The organism is Methanosphaera cuniculi, assembly GCF_003149675.1.
In the GTDB taxonomy this organism is placed as follows: domain Archaea; phylum Methanobacteriota; class Methanobacteria; order Methanobacteriales; family Methanobacteriaceae; genus Methanosphaera; species Methanosphaera cuniculi.
In genome coordinates this window covers 1-26209 of sequence record NZ_LWMS01000013.1, presented here as the reverse complement: position 1 = coordinate 26209, position 26209 = coordinate 1, and the positions used below count along the sequence as shown (strand labels likewise).

Annotated in this window: 25 protein-coding genes, 3 tRNA genes and 1 rRNA gene; 15 read left to right on the top strand and 14 right to left on the bottom strand. The window is 28.1% G+C overall.

Going from position 1 to position 26209, the window contains the following annotated elements; all coding sequences use genetic code 11:
- Positions 1-312 precede the first annotated feature (312 nt).
- The 6 genes from rplJ to mfnA all read left to right on the top strand — a co-directional run bounded on the left by rplJ (position 313) and on the right by mfnA (position 6891).
- Entirely contained in the window at positions 313-798 is a 486-nt protein-coding gene (gene rplJ, locus MSCUN_RS02890) for a 50S ribosomal protein L16 (RefSeq protein ID WP_095608317.1), read from the top strand.
- Between the two features lie 536 nt (positions 799-1334).
- The gene (ppsA, locus tag MSCUN_RS02885) at positions 1335-3638 is read left to right on the top strand and encodes a phosphoenolpyruvate synthase (RefSeq protein ID WP_095608318.1); all 2304 of its coding nucleotides are present in this window, start codon (positions 1335-1337) and stop codon (positions 3636-3638) included.
- A gap of 250 nt (positions 3639-3888) precedes the next feature.
- Complete coding sequence (locus tag MSCUN_RS08380; protein ID WP_180738335.1) at positions 3889-4698, top strand: hypothetical protein; 810 nt, start codon at positions 3889-3891, stop codon at positions 4696-4698.
- 150 nt (positions 4699-4848) lie between these two features.
- Positions 4849-5271 carry a hypothetical protein gene (locus MSCUN_RS02875; protein WP_095608319.1) on the top strand — a complete coding sequence of 141 codons (423 nt, stop codon included), beginning with the start codon at positions 4849-4851 and terminating at the stop codon, positions 5269-5271.
- An 11-nt stretch (positions 5272-5282) separates the two neighbouring features.
- Positions 5283-5462: a hypothetical protein gene (locus MSCUN_RS02870; protein WP_095608320.1), complete on the top strand. Its 180-nt coding sequence runs from the start codon at positions 5283-5285 to the stop codon at positions 5460-5462.
- 283 nt (positions 5463-5745) lie between these two features.
- Positions 5746-6891, top strand: a complete 1146-nt coding sequence (mfnA, locus tag MSCUN_RS02865; protein WP_095608339.1) for a tyrosine decarboxylase MfnA — start codon at positions 5746-5748, stop codon at positions 6889-6891.
- A 57-nt stretch (positions 6892-6948) separates the two neighbouring features.
- Here the strand turns inward: mfnA and MSCUN_RS02860 are convergent, their stop codons facing one another.
- From MSCUN_RS02860 to MSCUN_RS02850, 3 genes are all read right to left on the bottom strand, one after another.
- Entirely contained in the window at positions 6949-7149 is a 201-nt protein-coding gene (locus MSCUN_RS02860) for a MoaD/ThiS family protein (RefSeq protein WP_095608321.1), read from the bottom strand.
- A 6-nt stretch (positions 7150-7155) separates the two neighbouring features.
- On the bottom strand, positions 7156-8115 hold the full coding sequence (locus MSCUN_RS02855) for a TIGR00269 family protein (RefSeq protein ID WP_095608322.1): 960 nt from the start codon (positions 8113-8115) through the stop codon (positions 7156-7158).
- A gap of 78 nt (positions 8116-8193) precedes the next feature.
- Complete coding sequence (locus MSCUN_RS02850) at positions 8194-9783, bottom strand: dihydropteroate synthase-like protein (RefSeq protein ID WP_095608323.1); 1590 nt, start codon at positions 9781-9783, stop codon at positions 8194-8196.
- 675 nt (positions 9784-10458) lie between these two features.
- On the opposite strand from MSCUN_RS02850, the gene MSCUN_RS02845 reads away from it, so the two are divergent.
- From MSCUN_RS02845 to MSCUN_RS02815, 7 genes are all read left to right on the top strand, one after another.
- Positions 10459-10992, top strand: a complete 534-nt coding sequence (locus MSCUN_RS02845; protein WP_095608324.1) for a pyruvate ferredoxin oxidoreductase subunit gamma — start codon at positions 10459-10461, stop codon at positions 10990-10992.
- Positions 10993-11022: 30 nt separating this feature from the next.
- Complete coding sequence (gene porD / locus MSCUN_RS02840; protein WP_095608325.1) at positions 11023-11265, top strand: pyruvate synthase subunit PorD; 243 nt, start codon at positions 11023-11025, stop codon at positions 11263-11265.
- A 3-nt stretch (positions 11266-11268) separates the two neighbouring features.
- Positions 11269-12414: a pyruvate synthase subunit PorA gene (gene porA / locus MSCUN_RS02835; protein ID WP_095608326.1), complete on the top strand. Its 1146-nt coding sequence runs from the start codon at positions 11269-11271 to the stop codon at positions 12412-12414.
- A gap of 8 nt (positions 12415-12422) precedes the next feature.
- Entirely contained in the window at positions 12423-13307 is an 885-nt protein-coding gene (porB, locus tag MSCUN_RS02830; RefSeq protein WP_095608340.1) for a pyruvate synthase subunit PorB, read from the top strand.
- A gap of 827 nt (positions 13308-14134) precedes the next feature.
- Positions 14135-15139: a restriction endonuclease subunit S gene (locus tag MSCUN_RS02825; protein WP_170104011.1), complete on the top strand. Its 1005-nt coding sequence runs from the start codon at positions 14135-14137 to the stop codon at positions 15137-15139.
- A 254-nt stretch (positions 15140-15393) separates the two neighbouring features.
- Positions 15394-16236 (top strand): fumarate hydratase, encoded by an 843-nt coding sequence (locus MSCUN_RS02820; RefSeq protein ID WP_095608328.1) that lies wholly within the window; start codon positions 15394-15396, stop codon positions 16234-16236.
- A gap of 269 nt (positions 16237-16505) precedes the next feature.
- Complete coding sequence (locus MSCUN_RS02815; RefSeq protein ID WP_245837633.1) at positions 16506-16844, top strand: TIGR04076 family protein; 339 nt, start codon at positions 16506-16508, stop codon at positions 16842-16844.
- A 121-nt stretch (positions 16845-16965) separates the two neighbouring features.
- Here MSCUN_RS02815 and MSCUN_RS02810 read toward each other — a convergent pair whose 3' ends face one another.
- From MSCUN_RS02810 to MSCUN_RS02785, 6 genes are all read right to left on the bottom strand, one after another.
- Positions 16966-17601, bottom strand: coding sequence for a phosphate signaling complex PhoU family protein (locus MSCUN_RS02810; RefSeq protein WP_095608329.1), 636 nt, complete (start codon positions 17599-17601; stop codon positions 16966-16968).
- 49 nt (positions 17602-17650) lie between these two features.
- Positions 17651-18403 carry a phosphate ABC transporter ATP-binding protein PstB gene (gene pstB / locus MSCUN_RS02805; protein WP_095608330.1) on the bottom strand — a complete coding sequence of 251 codons (753 nt, stop codon included), beginning with the start codon at positions 18401-18403 and terminating at the stop codon, positions 17651-17653.
- Between the two features lie 4 nt (positions 18404-18407).
- On the bottom strand, positions 18408-19250 hold the full coding sequence (gene pstA, locus MSCUN_RS02800) for a phosphate ABC transporter permease PstA (RefSeq protein WP_095608331.1): 843 nt from the start codon (positions 19248-19250) through the stop codon (positions 18408-18410).
- A gap of 6 nt (positions 19251-19256) precedes the next feature.
- A complete protein-coding gene (gene pstC / locus MSCUN_RS02795) occupies positions 19257-20117 on the bottom strand; it encodes a phosphate ABC transporter permease subunit PstC (protein ID WP_095608332.1) in 861 nt (286 codons plus the stop codon).
- Between the two features lie 16 nt (positions 20118-20133).
- Positions 20134-20946: a phosphate ABC transporter substrate-binding protein gene (locus tag MSCUN_RS02790; protein ID WP_095608333.1), complete on the bottom strand. Its 813-nt coding sequence runs from the start codon at positions 20944-20946 to the stop codon at positions 20134-20136.
- Positions 20947-21462: 516 nt separating this feature from the next.
- On the bottom strand, positions 21463-22332 hold the full coding sequence (locus tag MSCUN_RS02785) for a phosphate signaling complex PhoU family protein (RefSeq protein ID WP_095608334.1): 870 nt from the start codon (positions 22330-22332) through the stop codon (positions 21463-21465).
- Positions 22333-22563: 231 nt separating this feature from the next.
- On the opposite strand from MSCUN_RS02785, the gene MSCUN_RS02780 reads away from it, so the two are divergent.
- On the top strand, positions 22564-22932 hold the full coding sequence (locus MSCUN_RS02780) for a YigZ family protein (protein WP_095608335.1): 369 nt from the start codon (positions 22564-22566) through the stop codon (positions 22930-22932).
- Positions 22933-23016: 84 nt separating this feature from the next.
- Here the strand turns inward: MSCUN_RS02780 and MSCUN_RS08190 are convergent, their stop codons facing one another.
- From MSCUN_RS08190 to MSCUN_RS02755, 5 genes are all read right to left on the bottom strand, one after another.
- A complete protein-coding gene (locus MSCUN_RS08190) occupies positions 23017-23925 on the bottom strand; it encodes a hypothetical protein (protein ID WP_095608336.1) in 909 nt (302 codons plus the stop codon).
- Between the two features lie 201 nt (positions 23926-24126).
- A tRNA-Leu gene (locus tag MSCUN_RS02770) sits at positions 24127-24210 on the bottom strand.
- Positions 24211-24260: 50 nt separating this feature from the next.
- Positions 24261-24332 (bottom strand) — tRNA-Thr (locus MSCUN_RS02765).
- Between the two features lie 74 nt (positions 24333-24406).
- Positions 24407-24490: transfer RNA gene (locus MSCUN_RS02760), tRNA-Leu, on the bottom strand.
- A gap of 156 nt (positions 24491-24646) precedes the next feature.
- A complete protein-coding gene (locus tag MSCUN_RS02755; protein ID WP_095608337.1) occupies positions 24647-25213 on the bottom strand; it encodes a GNAT family N-acetyltransferase in 567 nt (188 codons plus the stop codon).
- 874 nt (positions 25214-26087) lie between these two features.
- Between MSCUN_RS02755 and MSCUN_RS02750 the strand changes: the two genes are divergently transcribed.
- A 16S ribosomal RNA gene (locus tag MSCUN_RS02750) occupies positions 26088-26209 on the top strand; the annotation flags it as partial.

Sequence of the window (26209 nt, the reverse complement as noted above, 5' to 3'; positions counted from 1 at the left end):
ATATAAATAAAGAAATTATTATATAAATAAAATTTTTTTGAGAATATATTGAAAATCAAAAGATTAAGATATAATATCTAAAAAATAAGTCTTTATAATGATTTTCAGATATAGGAATCATACTTTTTAATATAAGGATAAAAAAAATTAATATTAAGATTTTTTTCCCATAAAAACCTACTTAAATTATAAAAAAAGCTAATACATAGTTTGAATTATAATTTATAGATGGAATTATTTTATTGGTTTTTTTCACATTTAATTTATAATAAAAAAAAATGATTTTATTATTTATATACGGAGGATAAAATAATGGTAAGACCATACACAAGAAAAGATTATATTAGAAAAATACCAGCATCAAAAATTGTACAATATGATATGGGAAATTTATCAGAAGACTTCCCATTACAAGTAACATTAGAAGTTAAAGAACACACCCACTTATCACACAATTCTTTAGAAGCAGCAAGGATTGCAGCAAACAGATACTTACAAAGAACCACAGGTAAAATGGGATACAGATTAAAAATAAGAACATACCCACACCACATAGTACGTGAAAACCCAATGGCTACCGGTGCAGGTGCAGATAGGGTACAAAGTGGTATGAGAGGAGCATTTGGTAAAGCTGTAAGTTCAGAAGCTTTAGTACGTGCAAACCAAAAAATTATCACAGCATATGTAAATGCTAAAGACTTTGAAAAAGCAAAAGTTGCACTTAACCGTGCAGGTATGAAATTACCTGTAAGTTGCAGAATTGTTGTAGATAAAGGAGCAGACCTCGTTCAATTCTAAGGAAAATTTATTTTTTAAGATAAAAAAATAGATTTATCTTACTTTTTTTTAGAATTGGATTTTATAAAAAAAATATAAAAGAAAGGATCAAAATATTTTATTCTTTTTTTTAAACATTTTTTTTTAATAAAAAATTAAATCATCTCCTTTTCTAAATAAAAAACTATTGAAAAACCCCCTCTTTTTAAAACTATTTGAATCTAATTTTTTTTTCTTAAATTTATTAAATTAAGTCTATCTTTCTTAAATATAATAAAATATTTTTTTTTTAGATGGAATATTATATTTTAATTTACTAAAATAATTTAATAGTAAAAAAAAGATATTAAACTCTAATTTAAATAAGTGGAAATAAAAAACACATAAAAGTTATTTTTTTTTTATACATGGATTTTTTTTTGAAAAACTATTTTTTTTAAAATAATATGATAATAAAAATTAAATGTATATGAAGTATAAATATAATATTATACAAAAAATAACAGAAAAATATTAAAAAATAATAATATAAAAAATATGAAGAAGAGTGTTATAGAATGAACTATGTTGAATTTTTTAGAGATTTAGGTAAGGACGATATTCCAGTAGCTGGAGGAAAGGGTGCAAACCTTGGAGAACTAACAAATGCAGGAATACCAGTACCACCAGGTTTTGTAATAACATCAGAAACCTACCGTAAATTCATAACAAAAACAGGAATTGCAGATAAAATAAATTCCATGCTAGAAGATCTTGATATAAACAACACAGTAGAACTACAACAAGTAGCTGAAGAAATCAAAGATCTAATAATAAACACAGAAATACCAGATGAATTACAACGTGTAATTATTGAAGCATACAATGCATTATGTATTGATGTAGATATTGAAGATGTAATTGTTGCAATTAGATCATCAGCAACAGCAGAAGATTTACCTGATGCATCATTTGCAGGACAACAAGAAACATATCTTAACATCACAGGAATCGAAGATGTACTCATAAATGTACGTAAATGTTGGGCATCACTATTTGAAGCTCGTGCAATATTCTACAGAGCAGAAAATGACTTTGATCATTCAGAAGTACTAATAGCAGTAGTAGTACAACAAATGGTAGATTCAGAAAAAGCAGGTGTAATGTTCACAGTAGATCCATCAACAGGTGCTGAAGAAATGCTCATAGAAGGAGCATGGGGACTTGGAGAAGGAGTAGTATCAGGAACTGTAACACCAGATACATGCAGATATGATAAAGCAAATGATGAAGAAATAAGTTACATCATAAATTCTAAAAAAACCATGTTTAGAAAAGATCCTGAAACTGGAAAAACTGAACAAGTACCAGTACCAGAAGACATGATAGATAAACGTGTATTAAGCAAAAGTGATATTGCAAATCTAACAAAACTTGGAAGACTTATCCAAAAACACTACAATGCACCAATGGATACAGAATGGGGAATTGAAAATGGTAATGTTTACATGCTTCAAGCACGTCCAATTACAACACTAGATGACATCAAAGAAGTAGAAGATGAACCATCATTAAATGAAGAAGAACGTGTAATAATAACACGTGGTCTAGGAGCAAGTCCTGGAATAGTATCAGGAACAGTAAAAATAATCAAAGATCTAGATGAACTTGATAAAATACAAGATGGAGATATACTAGTAACAACCATGACAACACCCGATATGGTACCAGCAATGAAAAGAGCAAATGGAATCATAACAAACGAAGGTGGAGTAACATGTCACGCTGCAATCATCTCACGAGAACTTGGAATACCATGTGTATCAGGAACAGGAGAAGCAACCGAAGTACTAGAAGAAAATACCAAAGTAACAATCGATGGTAAAAAAGGACTAGTATATGAAGGAGAAATCGAAACAGCAAACCAAGATGCACAAGATGAAACAACAATAGATGTAACAGCATCCGCACCACTAATAACAGTAACAGATGTAAAAGTAAACGTAAGTATGGCAGAAGCAGCACAAAAAGCATATGCTACAGGTGCTGATGGAGTAGGACTACTAAGAACCGAACACATGATGCTAGCAACAGGAATCGTACCATACAAATTCATAGACGAAGGACGAGAAGATGAACTTGTAAATGTACTAGTTGAAAACATACTAAAAGTAGTAGATGTATTCTACCCAAAAACAGTATGGTACAGAACACTAGATGCACCAACAGATGAATTCAAAACACTTGAAGGTGGAGAAAACGAACCTGATGAAGCAAACCCAATGCTTGGATGGAGAGGAATCAGACGAGAACTCGACCAACCTGACATACTAAAAGCAGAATTCAAAGCAATTAAAAAACTCCTAGATGAAGGATACACAAACATCGGAGTAATGCTACCACTACTACATAAACCAGAAGAACTAAGAAGAGCAAAAGAAATAGCAAGATCCGTAGGACTAGAACCACACAAAGATATAGACTTTGGAATGATGGTAGAAACACCAGCATCAGCAATAATCATAGAAGACTTCATAGCAGAAGGACTTGACTTTGTAAGCTTTGGAACAAACGACCTAACACAATACACACTAGCATTAGATCGTAACAACGAACTTGTAGCAAAACACTACACAGAAGCACACCCAGCAGTACTAAAACTACTAATGAGTGTAATTGAAAAATGTAAAGCTGCAGGAGTTACAACAAGTATCTGTGGACAAGCAGGAAGTAAACCTGAAATAGTTGAAAAACTAGTAGAAGCAGGAATAGACAGTATCTCAGCAAATACAGATGCAGTACCAACAATAAGAAAACTCGTAGCAAAAGTAGAGAAAAAAATCATGCTTGAAGCTGCAAAAAAAGCACTAAAAGGAAACTAAACACCATCTCTTATTAATAAAAAAGGGAGAGAATAAACACTCTTCACTACCCCTAAACACCTTTCTTTTTTTTAAGAAAACTAACTTTTAAATAATTATTTTTTTTATCCTAAAAGTTGATAATTTATTAAAAACAAAACTAATTATTATAATACAAAAAATAAGGAAAAAAAATAATACAAAAAAAAAGAAAATATTTTTTTCTAATTTTTTCTAAAAAAAATAACATAACAAGGGTATGAAATATAAAATGAAAGCAAAAAATGTTCTTCTTTTAATAATAATTGCTACAATTGCACTAATAGGATTAGCAACAGCATACGTACTAACAGATCATACCAGCTATACAAATTTAACATTAAATGGTATGACATGTGAAGTACCAAATGACAACATGACACCACTTGTAGATAATCCAGAATATCAATCATACAATGATCCAAAATGTAATCTGACAATACTAGTATTTACAAACACATCAAACTACACAGCACCACCAAAAACTAACAATACCAATAACACAACAACAATATCAACAGAAAATCTAACACTACAAGAACAACAATTTATCAAAATAAAAACTGAATGTCAACACAACATAACAACACAAACAGAAGATAATGTAACATTCAACAAATCATCTAATGGAATATATAGCTACTATCACTATGATAATGAAACTAGACAAAACATAATCATAAAAACAAACAATAAAAAAGTACTAATACACATACTACAAACTCTACAAATAGATCCATCAATAAAAGTAGATTCAAACAATAACGTAAACATGACAGAGTCAAATAATACAACCATAATAAATCAATCAACAACCACTCAAAACACACCACAAGTAACAAACACAAAAAATAGCAAACCAACAACAAAATCAAGCTCTAGTAGTTCAAATGCAAAACAATCATCAGGCTCATCATCACATAGTAGTGGAAGTAGTCATAGTGGAGGATCATCATCTAGTGGATCATCTGGAAGTTCATCAGGAGGATCAAGTTCATCAAGTGGAAGTAGTAGTTCCTCATCAGGTGGAAGTTCAGAGTAGAAAAAAATGAATGATTCCACAAAAACATCATCTCCCCTTATAAATCTTTTTTTTTAAATTATCTATTTTTTTAATAAATATTTTTTTATTTTCATAGTTACAGATAGATATATTAATTAACAATAATCAAAATAAGAGGTAACTTTATTTATGCGTGAAAGAAACTTAGTTATTGGGGTTATTATTGTTGTAATTGCAATTATAGGATGTGTTTCTGCTTTTTATTTAAGTAATAATATAACTTATGATAATCTTACAATGTCTGGTATTGAATGTGAAGTACCAGCAGATAATATTACTCCTAATGTATCAAATCCAAATTGTCAAAAATATGAAGATCCAAATTATAATTTATCAATAGCTGTATATATTACAAATACAGGTTCAAATACAACAGATAACACTACTAATGACACAAATCAAACTCAAACATTTCAACAACAAGAACAACAATTTATGGAAGTTATTAACACAGCAAATGTAACTCCAGTAAAAAAAGATAATGTATCATATAATAAATCATCAGAAGGACTATATTCATATTATCAACAGATAATAATACCACAACAGTAACAACAAAAACAGTGACAAAAACAACTACTAGCAAACAAGATCATTCAGATGATAATGATAATGATACTTCTACAACTAGTAAAACACCTAATAATACTAGTACTAATAATAGAAATAATGATAATACTGCAGGTAAAAGTTCTAAACCTTATTATTCTGAACCTGAATATACATATGATTGGGATTGGTAATCTTATGTTTTAGATTAAAAATCTCCAATATTTAATCTTTTTTTTTGATGAAAATTCTATAATTTCTATCCTGATAATTTTCAAAGTTAGTTATGAAAATGTCAAAATCTAAACAAATTTTTAGACTCACTAATTTAACCACTTATTTTATTTGGAGTGAAAAATTCAACTACTTATAATAAAAAAACATACTACTTATTTTAATGATTTCTTATAAAAATATGTAATAACAAGAAAAAAAAACTTATTTTTTGGGAGGTTAAATTTTTTGAATTTAAATCATATGGATGATGAAGATATTTTCAATTACCTAGATAAAATACAAGATAATGATATGACCTATGAATCAGGACGTATTCTAGGTTCTATGTGTACAATACCAGATCCTATTGGATTAGAAGCATATAAGAAATTTATCATAACAAACCTTGGAGATCCAGGACTATTTAAAGGAACAACACAACTTGAATCTGAAGTAATAAGTATGATAGGTGAGCTTTTACATCTAAAAGTAGCATATGGACACATAGTAACTGGGGGAACAGAGGCTAATATCACAGCTATGTGTAGTGCATTATATAAATTCAAAGAAGAAAACCCAAAGCTTAAACCTGAAATTATCCTTCCACGAAGTGCTCATTTTTCATTTAATAAGATAATTAAAATGCTATCATTAAAACCAGTGTATGTAGATTTAACAGATAACTATCATATTGACACAACACAACTTGAAGAATTAATAAATGAAAATACTATGGTGATAGTAGCAATTGCAGGAACTACAGAACTTGGATATGTGGATGATATAAATGTAATATCTGAAATTGCATATAAACATAATATTCCTCTTCATGTTGATGCAGCATTTGGTGGATTTGTAATACCATTTCTAAATAATATACAAAATCATGAGATTCTTTTTGATTTTAAATGTCGTGGTGTAACATCAATTACAATTGATCCTCATAAAATGGGACTTGCACCTATTCAGTGTGGTGGAATAATATTTAGAAATAAGGAGGATTTGGATCTTTTATCAATTAAAACTCCATATCTTACACATGATTTTCAAACGACAATTGTTGGAACACGTAGTGGTGCTTCAACTGCTGCAATATGGACACTTCTTAAACATTATGGGATGGATGGTTATACTAGAATTGTTGAAAATGTGATGAATATAACTCGTTATACATATGAGAATCTTAAAAAAATTGAAGATGTATGTGTGCGTGATTATGAGTTAAATTTGCTTTCATTTAATGTAAAAAGTATGGATGTTAATTCATTAAAAGAAGAACTTCTTAAATATGGTTGGAGTGTATCAGTATCAGAAATTCCTCATGCAATAAGACTTGTCATAATGCCACATATAAAAAAAGAACATATTGATGAGTTCATAGTGGATCTTAAAAAAATAATAAAATAAAGAAAAAAAAGATAGTTTGGTGGTTAATAATTTTTTTTATCTAAAAAGAGGAATTTCTTATCCTCCATATATTACTTTTATAACTTCCATAACATCAGAGTCATTTAATATTTCATCTTCTGTTACAGTTTGTCCATTTACTTTTACAACCACTGTTTCTATTGGAATTTCTTCAAGTTTTAATACATCTTCTACGGTTGTATTTTCATCTATTTTTAATGTTTTTGTTTCTTTTTTATTTTTTAGTTCTATTTGCATTATTTTCTAGACTCCTAGTTGTTGTTGTATTTCTTCAAGAAACTTACATGCTTTACATATGTCCTGGGATGCTGGTTCTCCACATTTTTTGCATGTTCCATTTGGTTTTCCTGTTTGTTGTTTTAGGTATTGTTCTTTTATTGCTGGTCTTATTTTTTCAAATCCATTTAGTGTTGAATACATGATTGTTGGATGTTTAAGTGTTGCATCTCGTATAAAGTCTCCTATTTCCATACGGAATGATTCATGTGCATATGGACATCCATCAAAGTGTACTTCAAATCCTGACTCAACAACATATAATCCTATTTCTTTTTCAGGTATTTTACGTAGTGGCTTAATTTTCTGGGTAAAACGTTCATCACTTGATTCTGTTTTGTATCCTATTCGTACCATGTTATTTATATTTCCTTCAAGGTAGTTCATCATGATACTTTGTGTTTCATCATCTAAGTTGTGTCCTGTTGCAAGTTTGGTTGCTTTAATTTCTCGTGCTACTTGGTTAAATATTTGTCTTCTAAATACTCCACAGTAGGTACATGCATGTTGTGGTTTATCAACTGTTTTTTGATATTCCATTATGTCATCTATTGTGAAGTTATATTTGTCTTTAAATGATACTATATGATGTTTTACACCTAACTTTTCTGCTGTTTGTTTTGCTATTCTTATGCCTTCTTCTCTGTATCCGCCTATTCCTTCATCTATTGTTACAGCTTCAAGTTCTATTATGTTTTTTTCTTTTAGGATATTTAGTATTTTTAGGAGTGCTACGCTGTCTTTTCCTCCGGAGAGTCCTACGAGTACTTTATCATTTTTTGTTATGAGTTTTTGTTTTTTTATTGTTTTTAGTACTTGTTTTTCTATTGATTCTTTAAAACAGTGACTGCAAAGTTTTTGTCCGTTATATTTACGGTTTATTACTATATGTTTATTTCCACATTGTGTACAAACATTTTCTGTCAATTGTATTATGTCTCCTATTATTAAATTTATATTATAATATGTTGTTTATTTTTGTGTTTTAGTAATTATATAACTATGTTATTTAAATATTGGGAAGTCTTGTATGTATTGTTTATCAAGTTTTAGTGCTATCTCTGCTTTTTCAAGTTCCATTCCAAGATATGCTGCATGTTCCATTCGACTTATAAGGTTACGTCTTAGTATTTCTTCATATATTGCACGTGCACTTGTACTTGTTATTACAGCTTTTTTGGTGTTTTGTTGGTATAGTATTGCATTTATTTTCTTATTTTTTAGTATGATTTTAAAGCTTCCTTTTGTATCTGGTATAAATTTTCCATCAGCTACAGCTTCAATTTCTGGTATGTTATTTGTATTTATGTCTATGTCTTCTTTTTTGTAGTGATCTTTATAGTTTATTAAGTCTATTCCAAGATCTTTTGGTATGCTATTATGAAGTTTGGTTATGTACATCATGTTTGATGCTGTTTTTAATTCTTTTATACTTCCTTTACATTTAAGACTTGCTTCTGGTGTAAATAGTATACATACACCTAGTTCCATTGCAATACCACTTAATACTGCATTTGCCCCGTTACTATCTGTATCTAGTAGTTCTGTTACATTTCCCACTCCAAAAAATAGTGGTTTAAGTGGATTTATTTCTCGGTATTTATAGCATGTTATGATTGACTCAGTTATTGATGGACTATTTATTGGATCAAGTAGTGGATCTGCTATTGTTGTAATACCACTACATAGTTTATCAAGCTTGTTTAGTTGTTTTATTTTATCATCTGGTGTGGTTGGTATTTTGTTATGTTTATAATTTGTTGGTAATATTACAGCTGGTATGTTATGATCTTTAATATCTTTTTTTACATCCTCATAGTTTCCATGATCAACACTTAATACTAGGTCACATTCTGCTGTTAGTGCTCTTTTTATTTCATGTGGATTTAGTGTATCTATACTTACAGGTATGCTAAAATTATCTTTAATTAGTTTTATCATATGGTATGCTTTATCTGGATTGTTTTCTCCTGCATGCATTCCTATATCTATCATGTCAGCTCCACTTTCAATGTAGTATTGGGCTTTTTTTAGTAGTTGATCATCTGTAAGTTCTACTGCATTTGCAATTTCACCTAGAACACGCATTGGAAAATCAAGTCCTAGTGGTATGTTTTTAATTTGGAAGTTGGATTCTTTTTTAAGTAGACTTTGGGTTTTTTCATTTATTTTATTTGAATTGTGTATTATTTCTAGTGCTTCTTTGTATTGTTCATCACGTATTAGTATATTTGCAGGTTTTGTGGTTGATAGTGTTATTTTATTTACTATATTTAGTGTGTGTATTAGGTCTGCTGCGTTGGTTGGTCCTTTATATGCTGGTATGTTTAATGATTGTGTGATTAGTTGTGCATCTTGTTGCATAAGTCCTGGTGTTATGATTATATCTATTTGATCTAGTGGTATTGTCTTTGTATCTTTTATGTTTGTGATCATGTTTTTTTCTTTTAGGTAGTATGTGATCATTTTTGGTGTTATGAATGATGCTATTTTTATTGGTAGTGTTTTTATGTATATTTCATGTTCTGTGTAGTGTTCTAGGTTTTTGTGTATTAATGGAGTTGCTAGTTGTCCTGTTATTATTAGTATTTTCATGTATGTATCACTCCTATCCTCCAGAGTATTTCTTTTTAATATAATAATATAATGCTAATTTTTGTTTATAGGTTTAAATTATTATAAATTTGTTTTAGTTATTTAATATTTGTTTTTTATTTATTTAATAAATCGGGGTTTTATTATTTTTAGGAATATTTTTAGTATTATCTTCTATTTTTTCATATTTATATTAAACATTTTTTATTTTTATATAGGTTTTAATGGTATTTTTCTGTTAATTTTTTTGTTTTATTTATATAGTGTATTTTATTTTTTTATTTTTTTTCTTATTTTTTTTTAAATTTTAATGTTTGTCAATTAAATTTATACTACAATTATAAATATAATGGAAAATATAAAAAGTAATATAAAACATAATGATTTAACATTATTAATTATTTTTTTTAGTATGTATAAAATAGAAAATTTCAAAATAAGATTTTTTTTTAACTAAAAATAATAAAAAATTAAAACATAAAAAAGAAAACGTTTTTTTATAATACTAAAAGGAAAAAAGAAGAAAATTATATTTAAAAAAAAGTTTTTAAAATCCTAAAAAAAATTGATAAACAGGATAAAAATAACTACAAAAAAAAATTCTCTTTTTTTCAAAAAGTAGGAAAAATTATAAGAAAATGATTCACAATGAGATGAGTTGGAGGAATAAATTCAATGATAGAAATAAGATTTCATGGACGTGGAGGCCAGGGATCCGTAACTGCAGCTGAAATATTAGCAAAAGCAGTATTTGAAGAAGGAAAATATACTCAGGCATTTCCATCATTTGGTGTAGAAAGAAGAGGAGCACCAGTAACTGCATTTACAAGAATCAGTGATGAACCAATAAGAAGAAGATACCAAATCTACAATCCAGAATATGTTGTAGTACTAGATGAAACACTAGCAAATGTGGTAAATCTAACATCAGGATTACAAGATGACGGAGCAATCCTAATAAATTCAAAACGTGAAGAAATAGAATCATTAATGGATACAACCACATACACAGTAGATGCAACAGGAATAGCATTAGACATACTAGGACGAGATATTGTAAATACAACAATGTTAGGATTCCTTGCTGCAAAAACAAATGTAGTATCACTTGATTCACTACTTAAAATAATAAAAGATACATTTAAAGGAAAAGTAGCAGATAAAAACGTAAAAGCTACAGAATTTATATACGAACAAAGTATAGAATAAGAATAAAATTATAAAGGGAGAATAATAACAATGGTATCAATAGGCGCAGCTGTTAAAGAACCGGGAAGTACAAGACGAAACAAAACCGGAAGCTGGAGAACATTCAGACCAGAACCAGATAGTGAAAAATGTATATCATGTGGAATATGCTACCTATTCTGCCCAGACGGATGTATAGGAGAAGACTTTATAGCAGACTATGATTTCTGTAAAGGATGCGGAATATGTGCAGAAGAATGTCCAGTAAAAGCAATAAAAATGGTGAGGGAATAAACAATGGTAGTAAAAGTAATATCATCTGCAGAAGCAGTATCAGAAGCAGTAAAAAAAGCAAAACCAAGCGTAATACCTGTATATCCAATTACACCGCAAACTAAAATATCAGAAAAACTAGCAGACTACATAGCAAATGATGAATTAGATGCAAACTACATACGTGTAGAATCAGAACACTCAGCAATGAGTGCTGCAATAGGAGCAGCAGCAACAGGAGTACGTGTATTTACAGCAACATCAAGTCAAGGACTTGCATACATGCACGAACCTGTATTTGCAGCAGCAGGAATGAGAGTACCTATCGTAATGGCTGATGCTAACCGTGCACTTTCATCTCCTATTAACATATGGAACGATCAACAAGACTCAATATCCGAACGTGATGCAGGATGGATCCAACTATATGCAGAAACAGGACAAGAAGCATTCGATACAGTACTACAAGCATACAAAATTGCAGAAAACCCAGAAGTATCACTACCTGTAATGGTATGTATTGATGGATTTATATTAACACACACAGTAGATCCTGTAGAAATACTCTCACAAGAAGAAGTAGATTCATTCCTACCAAAATATGAAATCACACACTTTTCATTAGATCCTGAAAATCCAATGTCTCAAGGAACACTAGCAGACACAAACTACTACCTTGAATTAAGATATGCTATAGAAGTAGCAATGGAAAAATCCAAAGAAGTAATTGAAGAAGTAGGACGAGAATACGGTGAAATGTTCGGACGTACATACGGATTAATTGAAGAATATAAATCCGAAGATGCAGACATCATACTAATAGCAATGGGATCAATCTGTGGAACAATCAAAGATGTAATTGATGAACAACGTGAAGCAGGAAACAAAGTAGGACTTATCAGAATAAGATCATACAGACCATTCCCAAAAGAAGCATTACAAAATGCAGTAGGAGATGCAAAACTCGCAGTACTAGATAAAGACGTATCATTCTCAGCAGGAGGAGCAGTATATGCAGATGTAAAATCATCAGTAGATAATGAAACATACGGCTATATCATAGGACTTGGAGGACGTGACATCACACCTGAAGATATAGAAGAAATCATAACAAAAACAGAAAATCCAACAAAAGATATTGAATGGATAGGACTAAGAGAAGGGATATAAAAATGATGATGGATGATATAGATAAAACAGAATACCTAGCACCAGGACACAGAGCATGTGCAGGATGTGGAGCAACAATAGCAGTAAGACTCGCATTAAAAGCATTAGGTAAAAATACCGTAGCTGTATCAGCAACAGGATGTTTAGAAGTAATAACAACACCATATCCTGAAACCTCATGGGAAATACCATGGATTCACGTAGCATTCGAAAACGCACCAGCAGTAGCAAGTGGAGTAGAAGAAGCATTAAAAGCACAAGGAAAAGAAGATACAAATGTTGTAGTATTTGGAGGAGACGGTGGAACAAGTGATATTGGACTACAATCACTCTCAGGTGCAATGGAAAGACAACAAAACATAATATACATATGTTATGATAACGAAGCATACATGAACACAGGAATTCAAAGAAGTAGTTCAACACCATTTGGAGCATCAACAACCACAACTCCAGCAGGAAAAGTAAGCTTCGGAGAAAATAAGCCAAAGAAAAACATGGCAATGATCATGGCAGCACATGGAATACCATATGTAGCAACAGCATGTATCTCACATCCACAAGATCTAATGAATAAAGTTAAAAAAGCATCAGAAATCAAAGGACCTGCATACATACACGTACTACAACCATGTGCAACCGGATGGGGATATCCTAACGAAAAAACAGTTAAACTAGGTAAATTAGCTGTAGATACACATGCATGGATACTATATGAAATAGATCATGGAAAACTAAACATTACAGTAAAACCAAAAGAAAAATTACCAGTAGAAGAATACCTTAAAGTACAAAAAAGATTCAAACACTTAAAAGAAGAAGAAATAGAAATAATCCAAATGTTTGTAGATGAACAAAGTCGCGAACTAGGACTTCTTGAAGAGGAAGAATAAAACATTAAAAAGAAACTTTTAAAAATTGTTAAATTATAATATGTTTTTATTCCTCACACCCATCACCACCACCCCCACTTAAATATTTTTTTTTACATGAAAAGGAAACATCTATTATATAAACTTTTATTTGATAGATAAAGTTTGTTATCCTTGATTAAATTTTTATATTATAAAGATTCAATTACAAAGTTAATACTTCTAAGTTAATATAATTGCTTATTAAATTAATTATTTTGATTATATAAATCCTATTTTTTGAATTATAATAAAATTTGTTATTTAATTTAATAAATTCTACTTTTAATTTGTTTAAAATTTATTTTAATAAAAAATTAATCTCTTTTTTTTAATAACCTACTAAAAGATATTTTGGTTTTTATTAAGATAGATATATTACTTTAAAGAGAAATAAGAAAGTGTTTTTTAAAAATATAATTAGAAAAAGCACGAAAAATAGTTTAATAAGAAAATAATATAACTATCATTATAAATTTTAATTTTTTTATTTTAATTTATTTTCCAGTTTTTTTAGAAGACATATAATAATCTTAGAATATTTACTTGAATTTTCTCAAAAACTAAGAGAGACTTCAAAATGAACCAAAAAAACATGGTTACTTGCTAGAAAACCATTTTTTCTAAGAATTTTTCTAAAAAAAATATAAATCTTAAAGAAAAACCTAAATATTTAAAAAATATACCATTTCTACGCTTTAAAGAATATAATGATGAATGGAAACTTCAAAAATTAGGTGATATCTCATCAATAACTACAGGTAGTAAAAACTTAAAAGATAATGATCCTAATGGTAAATATCCCTTTTATGTTCGATCTAAAAAATATAGAACATATAAATTCATATTCATATGATGGTGAAGCTATCTTAATTCCAGGTGAAGGAAAAATTGGTAAAATATTACATTATGTTAATGGAAAATTTGATTATCATCAACGTGTATATAAAATTAGTGATTTTAAAAATGTGGAAGGAAAATTTATTTATTATTATCTTCAAAAAAATTTTTTACATCATGCATTAAAACATTCACTAAAAGCTACTGTTGATTCATTAAGATTACCAGTAATTAAAGAAATGAAAATTTATTTTCCAACATTAGATGAACAAAAACGAATTGTGAGTCTATTATCAAAAATAGATACTAAAATATCCTTAATGGAACAAAAATATAATGTTATCAAAAAATCAAAGAAGATAATATTACAACAATTATATCCTGAAAATATTTCAGAAGTAGAAAGTAAAATATTTCAAAATAAATGGGATGTAAAAAAATTAGATGAAATAGCTGAAATTGGTGATGGAATTCATAAAACTCCTAACTATGTTAAAAATGGAATCAAATTTATAAGTGTTAAAGACATTCATGATTTTTCAAAAACTACTAAATTTATTAAAAAAGAAGAATATGATAAGTATAAAATGAAAACTCAAAAAAATGATATATTTTTAACAAGAGTAGGAACCGTAGGAAAATCAAACATTCTAAAAGAAAATGAAGATTATACCTATTATGTTAATATTTCATTAATAAGAGCAGATGAAAAAATTAATCCAGATTATTTAAATCAATATATAAAAACAGACTCATTTCAAAGAGAACTATGTAAAAGAACATTATATAATACTATGCCAATTATAAATATAAAAGATCTAAAACAATGTTTAGTAGTATTTCCAATAATGGAAGATCAAATAAAAATTGGTAATTTATTAGTAATCTTTGATGAGAAACTTAGGTTAAATCAAAAACAAATAGAATTAATGAAAAAGTTTAAAAGTAATTTGCTTCAGAAGATGCTTGTTTAGATTTTTCTTTAATATAAGTATATTTGAGATATTTAGGTGAATTTTTTTAATTTACTCACTTTCTTTTTTTTTTTATTATGAATATGAAATATAAATTTATTTTAGTTATCAGTTATAAATATAAATAGTATATTATAGTTATGTAATAGAAATATAAAATTTTTTTAAAAAAAAGACAATTTTTTTATTTATTTTTAACATTATTTATTTTATATAATTAAAAGAGAAATTTTTCTGGGAGGAATCTTTTTTTTATGATAACACAAGAAGAAATTTGTAATACTGTATGTGATTTATATCGTGAGGCTGCAATTGTTTTACCTGATGATATTAAGGAAGCCTTAAAAGCAGCTTATGAAAATGAAGAATCAGAAATTGCACGTCTTAATATTGAAACTGTTCTTAAAAATATACAAATAGCTGAGGAAAAATCACTTCCAATGTGTCAGGATACTGGTCTTCCTATCATATTTGTTAAACTTGGAAATGTGAAAGTTGAAAACTTACATCAAGGAATTATTGATGGTGTAAAAAAAGCAACTAAAGAAGTTCCACTAAGAACAAATGTGGTAGATCCACTAACACGTAAAAATACAGGAAACAATGTGGGAAAAGACATACCACAAATTAATGTAGAACTAACAGATACTGATACACTTGAAATAACTGTTTTTCCTAAAGGATTTGGGTCAGAAAATAATAATCGTCTTGAAATGCTACTTCCAGGTGAAGGTATTGATGGAATTAAGAAATTCTTTGAAGAATCTGTACTGAAAGCTGGTGGAAAACCATGTCCTCCAACAGTGCTTGGAGTAGGTATTGGTGGATCATCTGATATGGTAATGAAACTTGCAAAAAAAGCACTATTAAGACCAATAAATGAGTCAAATAGTGATCCAAGATTAGCAAAACTTGAAGAAGAACTTAAAACAATAGCAAATGATACAGATATTGGACCTATGGGACTTGGTGGTAAGACAACTACACTTGGTGTAAATGTTGAACTTGCAGATACTCATACAGCTGGTCTTCCTGTTGCAATTTGTGTACAATGTTGGGCTGCAAGACGTGCAACAGCAATACTTAAAGATGAATAATTCTTAATTTACATAAACTCCCCTTTTTATTTTATTTTTAGCTTTTATAATTTTACATGTTTTATATTTTACTCTTTATTTAATTGATGATATTTTTAATTATTCTTAACAATAATTATGTGAATTATTTTTATTTTTTTATGAAAAATTTCAGTATATTCAAAAAATATTACAAAAAATGAATATGAATATTATATCTAATAAAAAAAAGTATAAATATAATAAACTAGAAATCACCAAAAAAAATAGGAAGGAGAGAAAAATATAAAATGATGAAAAAAGTAAAAATAACAGTTTTAAAAACAACAAAACAAGAAGATCTAGCAGAAGAATATGGAATTGAAAACTTTTCAACCTGTCCACTACTAAAAGAAGGAGAGATATTTTATGCAGACTATGCAAAACCAGAAGGATTTTGTGATGAAGCATGGAAAGCAATTTACCAATACGTATTTGCATTAGCACATGGAGTAGATGAAAATCTATTTTACTACAATGATTGGATACGAAAACCAGGAGTAGCAATAGTATGTTGTAATGATGGTCTAAGACCTGTAATATTTAAACTTGAAAAAACTGATATAATTTCAGAACCAAACAAAGAATAATAAAAAAAAAGATAAAAGAAAGGAAGAGTTAGATTTTATAATATTTTTTTTTCTTTTAATAAAATTTTACGGAGTCTTCTAATTGATTAAAATAGATCTCTTCCTATTTTTTTTTAACGTTTTATACTTGGAATGTGATAAGAGCAATAGTTTCTGCACGATCAGCCATACGTTCAAGATACCGTCCTACTAGTAGAAATGATATAAGAGTATTAACAGTTTCAGGCTTCTGTTTTATTGTATTTTTTATATTAATTATAAACTTATCAAAATATTCATCAACCACATCATCATTTTGTTTAATTTCTAATGCTTTAGTTTTATCCTGATTTAAAAATACTTTAACACAATTATTAAGCATGTTTTCTACATCTTCTGACATTTTCATTATAGTATCTAAAGGTTTTTTTGAAATTTTATCTTTTTGAAGTTGTTTTGCAGTTTTTGTTATATTAAATGTTAGACGTGTTATATCACTTAGATTAGATGATATTTTCATACAGTTTTCAATAAATATTAAATCACACGCTAGTGGTTGTTGTGTTGCAAGAAGTTCTAAACATTCTTCTTCTATATTTTTATTATCACTTTTAATTTTTTTTATTTCAGATTTTATTTCATTAAAGATGTTATCATCATATGTTTTAAATAGATTTATTGATTTTTTAAAGTTTTTAATTATTTCATCATCTAACTTAATTAAGTCGTTTTTAAGTTTTTTAAGTTGTTTTTGGAAGTTTATTCGTATTTCATACATTTTATTTGCCAACCCTTTTTTTTAAATTCTTCTCATATAATCTTTTTTTTTATCCAAATTTTCCTGTTATGTAATTTTCAGTTTCTTGTTTTTTAGGATGTAGAAATATCTCATTTGTATCTCCAATTTCTATAATTTCACCATTTAAAAAGAATGCTGTATTATCAGATACACGAGTAGCTTGTTGCATGTTGTGTGTTACTATGATAATTGTGTAATCTTTTTTAAGTTCATAGATTAAGTCTTCTATTTTTAGTGTAGAAATTGGATCTAGTGCTGAACATGGTTCATCCATTAGTATAATTTTTGGAGATACAGCTATACTTCGTGCTATACAGAGTCTTTGTTGTTGTCCTCCTGATAGTTTATAAGCACTACGATGAATATCATCTTTTATTTCATCATATAAAGCCACATCTTTTAATGTTTTTATAACTATGTCATTTATTTTATCTTCATCTTTCATTCCATGAATTCTTAGTCCATAAGCTATATTTTCATAAATTGATTTAGGAAAAGGATTAGCTTTTTGAAATACCATTCCTACTTTTTTTCGTAAAGCTACATCATCTATATTTTCAAATGGTTCATTATCTATTGTAATTTCACCTGTCATTTTAAATGTGTGTGTCAGATTATTCATTTTATTAAGAGTTCTTAGAAATGTTGATTTACCACATCCTGAAGGTCCTATTAATGCTGTAACTGTATTAGGTTTGATGTTTATATTTATATTTTTAAGTATTTGTGTTGAGTTAAAGTAGGTATTTAAGTTTTTTACATCTATCATATTTTCAGACATTAAACTATTCTCCTTTAAGTTTTCTTTGTTGACGTTCAACAAGATAGTTTGTTGTAAATGTTATAATTAATATAAGTAGTATTAAAACTACTGCTGTAGCATAAGTATTATTTAATGATACAGATTCTGTTGCAAGCATGTAAATATGTAATGGTAATGGTCTTGCAGGATCAAATATTGATAAAGGTATTGCTGTTGATGATCCAACAGTATACATTACAGCTGCTGTTTCTTCAATTGCACGAGTTATTGCAAGTATAATTCCTGTAGTTATTGCAGGTATAGCTGCTGGTATAATAACTTTAATAATTGTTTCAAATTTTGTTGCACCAAGAGCAAGACTGGCTTCTTTGTATGATTCTGGTATTGCATCAAGAGCATTTTCGGTAGTCTGTATTATTGTTGGAAGAGCCATTAATGCAAGTGTTAATGAAGCTGAAAGAACACACCATCCGAGATTCATGAATTCAACAAAAAATATAAGTCCAAATAATCCGAAAATTATTGAAGGTAATGATGCAAGAAGTTTTAATGCATACCTAATAGTTTCAGTTAAATGACTTTTTTGGGTGTATTCATGAAGATAAACAGCAACAGCAATTCCAAGTGGTGTTGATATAAGTATTGCAAAAAATGTTACATATATTGTTGATATAATCATTGGAAGAATTCCACCACTAGCTCCAAAATCTTTAGGAGAAGTTAAAATAAAATCTAGTGTCACATATCCAATACCATTTATAAATATGTAACCTATTATAGTGACAAGTATGAGTATTGTAAATATTCCAATACTCCAAAATATATACTTAGCAAGTTTATCTTGAAATTTTATATTTAAATTCATAATAATTCACATACCTTCAAGTTTATTTTTATTTTGAACATACTGGGCTATTGCAATAAGAATCATAATTACAACAAGGAGAATAAGTCCTGTCATAAAAAGTGCATTATAATGAAGATCAATAGCATAACCCATTTCAAGTGCTATATTAGATGTAAGACTTCGGACTGGTGAAAGTACTGATGTTGGATATTCAGCTACATTTCCTGCAATCATTATAACAGCCATAGTCTCACCAATTGCACGACCAAGACCTAGTATTATGGCAGTTATTATACCAGGAAGAGCTGAGGGTAGTATAGCTTTTCGTATAGTTTGTAATTTTGTTGCACCAAGAGCATAGGAAATTTCATAGAAATCTTCAGGTATAGCTTTTAGTGAATCTTCTGATATTGTAATTATTGTTGGAAGTATCATTATAGCAAGAATTATTGATGCTGAAAGAAGACTAAAACCTGAACCTCCTATATTTTCACGAATAAATGGAACTATAATTACAAGTCCAAAAAAACCATATATTACAGAAGGAATTCCTGCTAGTGTTTGAATTGTTGGCTTTAAAATTTTTCTCATGAAGTTATTTGCATATTGTGTTGTGAAAATTGCACATCCAATAGATAATGGAATTGCAATTATTAATGAGATTGTAATCATAATAAGTGTTGATGTAATCATTGGAAGTACACCATAAATATCATGTTTAGGATCCCATACACTGCCGAAGATGAATTCAATAAATCCTATTTTTTGTATTGCTGGAATTGATTCAACTATTATGAATGAAATAATTAAAAGTACTGCTAAAATTACAAGTATTGATATTATTTTTAGAGATTTTTCTATTATGTTTTCATGTAGTTTGTTCATGTTTGAGTCACCTTTTTTAGTTTACAGGTATTAATCCTTCATCTGCTATTATTTTTTGTCCTTCTTCTGATAATGTCCAGTCTATGAATTGTTGTGTTTCATTTGATGGTGTTGAGTTTGTTAGGAATAAAAATGGTCTTGTTATTGGGTATTTGTTATTTTTAACATTTTCAACTGTTGGTGTTATTTCATCTACATTTAGTTGTTTTACATTATTATCTTTTTTAAGGTCTGATAATGAAGCATATCCTATAGCATTAGGGTCTGATTCTACAGTTTTTATAAGTGATCCTGTTGAACTTTGAACTATTGCATCTGATTTAAAGTTTGTGTTATTCATTAGTAGTTTTTCGATTGCATCTCGTGTTCCTGATCCTGCTTCTCGTGTTATAACATGTATTTGTGCATCTTCTCCTCCAACTTGTTTCCAGTTGGTTATTTTTCCTGTGAATATGTCTTGTATTTGTTGTTGTGTTAAGTCATCTAGGTTATTTTTTGTGTTTGTTATTATTGCTATGGCATCTGTTGCTATTTTTGTTTGTTTTATTTGGGGATTATCATCTAGTGTTGTTGAGTATGTTCCAATTTGTGCTGAGTTTTTCTTTATACTATTTAGTCCCATGGTAGATCCTCCACCTTGTACTGTTATTTTATATGAAGGATGTTGTTGTGTGTATTCTTCAGATAGTTTTTCAGCTACAGGTTGTACTGATGAGGATCCTACAACTGCTATATTTTTGTGTTTAGCTATTCCTGGGGTAAATATCATAAATAGTGTTATTATAATTATGATGAGAGATAGTATTGTTATTTTATATTTTTGTTTCATTTTTCTAATTTTATCCTATATCTTTTTTTTTGGGTGTATGAAATGGATAGAAAAGGGGGTTAAGGGTGATGGTAGGTTCTTTTTTTTATATTCCATCTTAGAATTAATTTCATTACCGATATATTTTTTTATGAAATTATTTTTTTTGAAGGTTATATGTAAGGGGGGTTAGGGTTATTTTAATGTTATATTTAGATATACTATATAAAGGGTACATAAATATGGAATAAAAGTTCATAAAAAGTGAAAAAATTGATGATTTAGTACCAAAATATGGAAATAAAAAAATAAAACATATACACAAAAAGTGAAAAAATAACAAAAAGATGTGAATAAAACATGAAATGATAAATACATAAAATGAGAACAAAAAAAACTAACATAATACTAAAAAGTGAACAACACATACTAAAATATTAAAATCTCATAAATAATTCACTTAAAAATTGTTAAAAAAATTATAAAAATAGTAAAAAAAGTAAATAAAATAAAAAAAGATGTAAAAACATTAAATACCTAATTTAAGTTTTTCTTTTCAAGATAAAACTGTGTTGAAGCCTCTGTTATTTCAATTGAAATATCACCAATACGTTCAAAAGACTTAACTACACGAAATAGTACCAGATAATATGTTGAATTATTTTTATTAATATCATCTTTTGTCATTTGACTTGAAATTCTTTTAGTTGCAAGTTTCTGATAATTAGTAAGATCTTCTTCATATCTGTCCATCTTCTCTTTAATGTTTAAATCACGTTTAAGAAAACTTTGAACAGCTTTTTTAAACATATGACGTGATATATTATACATTTCCTCAAGTGCATCAAGAACAGGTTTTTGTACTTGTTTATTTTCTTCAATTACAAACTTTGGTATATGACAGATATGATCACCAATACGTTCCATATCATATGCTATTTCATTAAACATTATAGTGTTGTTAAATTCGAAGTATGGATCAAGTGATATTACAGTATCAGTAGATGATCTAATTTTATTATACATATGATTTGTTGTTTTATCCTCATTTAATGCTTTATGTGCAAGTGTCACATCCTTGTTTTTAAGAGCTTCAAATGACCAGTCAAATTGTTTTAGTATTTGTTCTCCCATATCTTTTAACATTTCTTTTATGAAAAATTCTCCTGAATATTCTGGTGCTGAGTTTTCTGTTTCATAGTTTTCTGACATTTCATTAAACTTCTTAATATCAACAACATATGCTTTTTTTATAATATCTTCATCTATTAGGGGTTTAAGAAGTTTAGTAACATATCTTCTACTTATATTTAGTTTTTCAGCTATTTCATCCTGTGTTGATGGTGCTTCATATAGGATGATATCTAGTATTTCTTTAAGTGTATTATTTTTTATGTTTTTAGGCATCTTTCTTCTAATTCCTCTTTTTTAATACAAACGTATTGTTTTTTATTCTTTAATTTTTTATCTATAACTTTTAATTATATAAATCTTTTTTATATATGCAAGATAAGATAAACATATTATCTAAGAGAAAGAAAAATATGCTTTAAAAAAAATTTCTAATATAAATTAATTAATAAAAGAAATAACTTTTTTTTTTAACATTTTAAAAAAAAATATGGGGAGGTATTATTAATGGTAGAAGAATTACTTGCAGGTAAAATGGTTGATCGTAAATCTAAATTTTATGCACATTTATATAAGATAGATAATTTAGATGATGATGTTACAAATATTCAGAAAATTCATAATAAAAAGTATAAAAAAGCTGCACATCACTGTTATGCTGCAATTGTAGATGGTGTTGATGTATCACGTAATGATGGTGAGGTAGGATCTCCTGGTCGTGTTTTACTTGAACTGTTACATGAATATAATCTTGATGGTTATATGATTATGGTTTCACGTATTTTTGGTGGAATAAAACTAGGACAAGGTGGTGTTGCACGAGCATTTAGAAATAGTGGTCGTGGAGTTATTAATGCATATCTTGAAAATAAGTAAAAAAAAAATAAATTAAAAAAAAAGGGGAGGTTAATATTTGATCTCTTTAAATCTTCTTTTTTTTCATACAATTCCAATTTTTTTTTAGAAGTAATCATCTTCATCCATGTAATAATCAATTGAATCTTCTTTTCTTTGTGGTCTATTTTGTCGTCTGCGTCTTGGTTGTTGATTTTGTTTGTATTTGCTATTTTTGAATTTGTAGTTATTGTTTTTAAATTCTTGTTGTATATTATTACCAGGATTGTATTCTTGGTATGTTTGTTTTTGGACATGTGCTTTAGCGTTATAGTTTGGTATTTTATTTTGTGTATCTTCTGATGGTATTGTTAGTACTGTGTATAGAATTGCTAGTATAATTGCTATGTTTATGTAATCTGATAGTGAGCTTAGTAGTGAGTATATCATTGATGCATTACCGCTTGTATCTGCGTATCCAAAGATTAATTCTATTATTCCAACTATAATTAGTAGTATTCCATGTTTTGATTCAAGATTTTTAGATAGTAGTGGGTAGAATCCCATTACAACAAGTGCATATCCTATGGTTCTTAGTAGTTGCCAGTTTGTTACTGATTCTAGTGTGTAGAATATATCTATTGGTATGAATCCAACTTTTGCAAGGAAATGTATTACTTCAATTATTAGTATTACAATTAGTGGGAAGATAAATAGTATTTTTGTTGAAATTTTTGAATCATTATGTGTTGTGGTTGTTGGATGATAGTTATTTTGTATTGTTTGTTTATGTGGAATGTATTGTTCTTGTTGTTGGAATGTATGTTGTTGTTCTTCGATTTGGTGTTGTTTTTCATATTCAGATATTTTGTCTGTTACTGGATCTTTCAGGTATCGTTTCATTACTTCTGCGATAATAGATGATAGTACGGATCCGATGATTGTACCACTTACACCAAGCATGGATGTTAGTAGTGCTACTATTCCTGAAATCATTCCTAGTATAAGAATATCTGTTATCTGCGTTTTTGACATAATTATCTTTCAAGTTTTTTTTTATATTTTAAAATTATAAAAGTTTTTTTTTGTACTTACTATATTTCTTTTTCTAAGTTTATAAAAAAATAGGTTAATATATAAGTTTAATTAATTTAATAAAATGTTTATTATAAAATAAGTGAAGTAAATTTTTTATTATTAATATTTTTTTTTGAAAAGTAGTTATTTAATAGTTAGTGCAGGGGATGGGATTCGAACCCACGTAGGCCTACGCCAGAGGATCTTAAGTCCACCCCCTTTGGCCAGCTCGGACACCCCTGCATAATAAAAAAGTAGTAATTAATTATTTTTTTTTTCTTTTGAAAAATTTAAGCCTTAGGGGGGAATTGAACCCCCGGCCTATGCCTTACCAAGGCATCGCTCTACCCCTGAGCCACTAAGGCATTATTTTAGATAAATAGTTTTTTTTTGTACAGTATTTTATTTTATTTAAAAAAGTTTTTTTTTTAATAGTTAGTGCAGGGGATGGGATTCGAACCCACGTAGGCCTACGCCAGAGGATCTTAAGTCCACCCCCTTTGGCCAGCTCGGGCACCCCTGCATATATATAACAAATTAAATAATGTTTTTAATTGTTTTAAAATAGTACAATATAATATATTACTAACATTATATTTAAATGTTATGGTATAGTTTTTATGTTATAATACTAAATTTTTTATTATTTATAAAAAAAAGAGGTGTAGAAAATTTTTTTTTATGTGGATACTGTTTCTTTAAGATTAATATTTCCATCTTCATTGTATGTGTTATGATTTAAGATTTTTTCCATGTGAATAGTACCATCTTCATCATGGGTATGATATGTTATTTTAAAGTTATTATATAACCAGAAAGATAATGCTCCATAACTACTTTCATAAGTGTGAAGGTATAGTTGATTGTATTGTTTTTCTATACAGAATTCTTCAAGACATTTAATTAGTTTTGATCCTATTTTTTGATGTCTATAATCAGGATGTACAAACATACGATGAATACTTGCTGTATCATCTTTGCTATATGTTCTATTTTTAACTTTATAATCTCGATCATAATTTCGTATAGCACATGATGCAATTACTTGTTGTTTATTAGTATCAATTGCTAAGTAGATGTTACTATTTTCAGGGTCTATGTAATATTTTTCAAGATCCACTATATCATAATGATATTCTGCAACATAGTCAAGATCATAGCAGTATTTTACCATCTTAAATAGAAAATTTTTAACATCATACTTTATAATGTCATCTTTATTTGGTTGTATAATTTCAATATCCATAATAAATAAACCTCCCAGCACAAATTTATGTGATAAAAAAATGATTTTTTTTCTATTGTATTACTTTTTTGTCTTAAAATAACAATTTAGTAATACATTTTATATTAAACTTATTACTACTTAATTTAAGTATAACTAATATATAAACCTATCAAAAGTATTACGAAAAAATACAAAAACATAAAAAAATTAATACATAATTTTTAAACATAAAATGTAAAAAATTATAAAAAATATGCATAAAAACTAGAAAAAATAAAATTATAAAAAATCATAATAAAAACTAAAAAATATTAAAAAATGTTCAAAAAAACAACAAAACATCTTAGTTCGATAACTCACTTTAAGATGTTTTCAACCACATGTATATTATATAGGAAAAAATATCCCTAAAAAAGTTTCAAATCCTATGAGGTATGCCTAATTTGCATATATAATATACGTAAATTATCATGATAACTAAAATAGTGCAATAAATTCTAATAAAATTGTTAGGTTTGGTTCGTTGGTAATAATATGTGCTACAACACAAAACGGTGATAACTTGAACATAAAGAACAACAAGTTCTGATGTTATGAAAGTTGCATTTCCAATTGTAGCTATAAATTTTATTTGAGAACTAAAACAAAGTTCAATCTTGTCAACTGATGAGAAATGAATGATTTAGTTTGATGTACGTTAAGCGAATGTATAACAATACATGATGTGGTAAAGAGTATATAATTAATTAATTATATTCACTGCCAATAAATAATAATGAATTATTTATAATCCTTTATTTTGTTTACAAACAATACTTCTAAAGAGAAGATAAAAACAGTGTGTAAATACAAATATCTGCTATGATAAGACTGATTTACAAATAATTGTGTAAATCCGTTTGATCCTGGCGGAAGATACTGCTATTGGGATTCGATTAAGCCATGCAAGTTGAATGAATTTATATTCATGGCGTACGGCTCAGTAACACGTGGATAACTTACCCTTAGGACTGG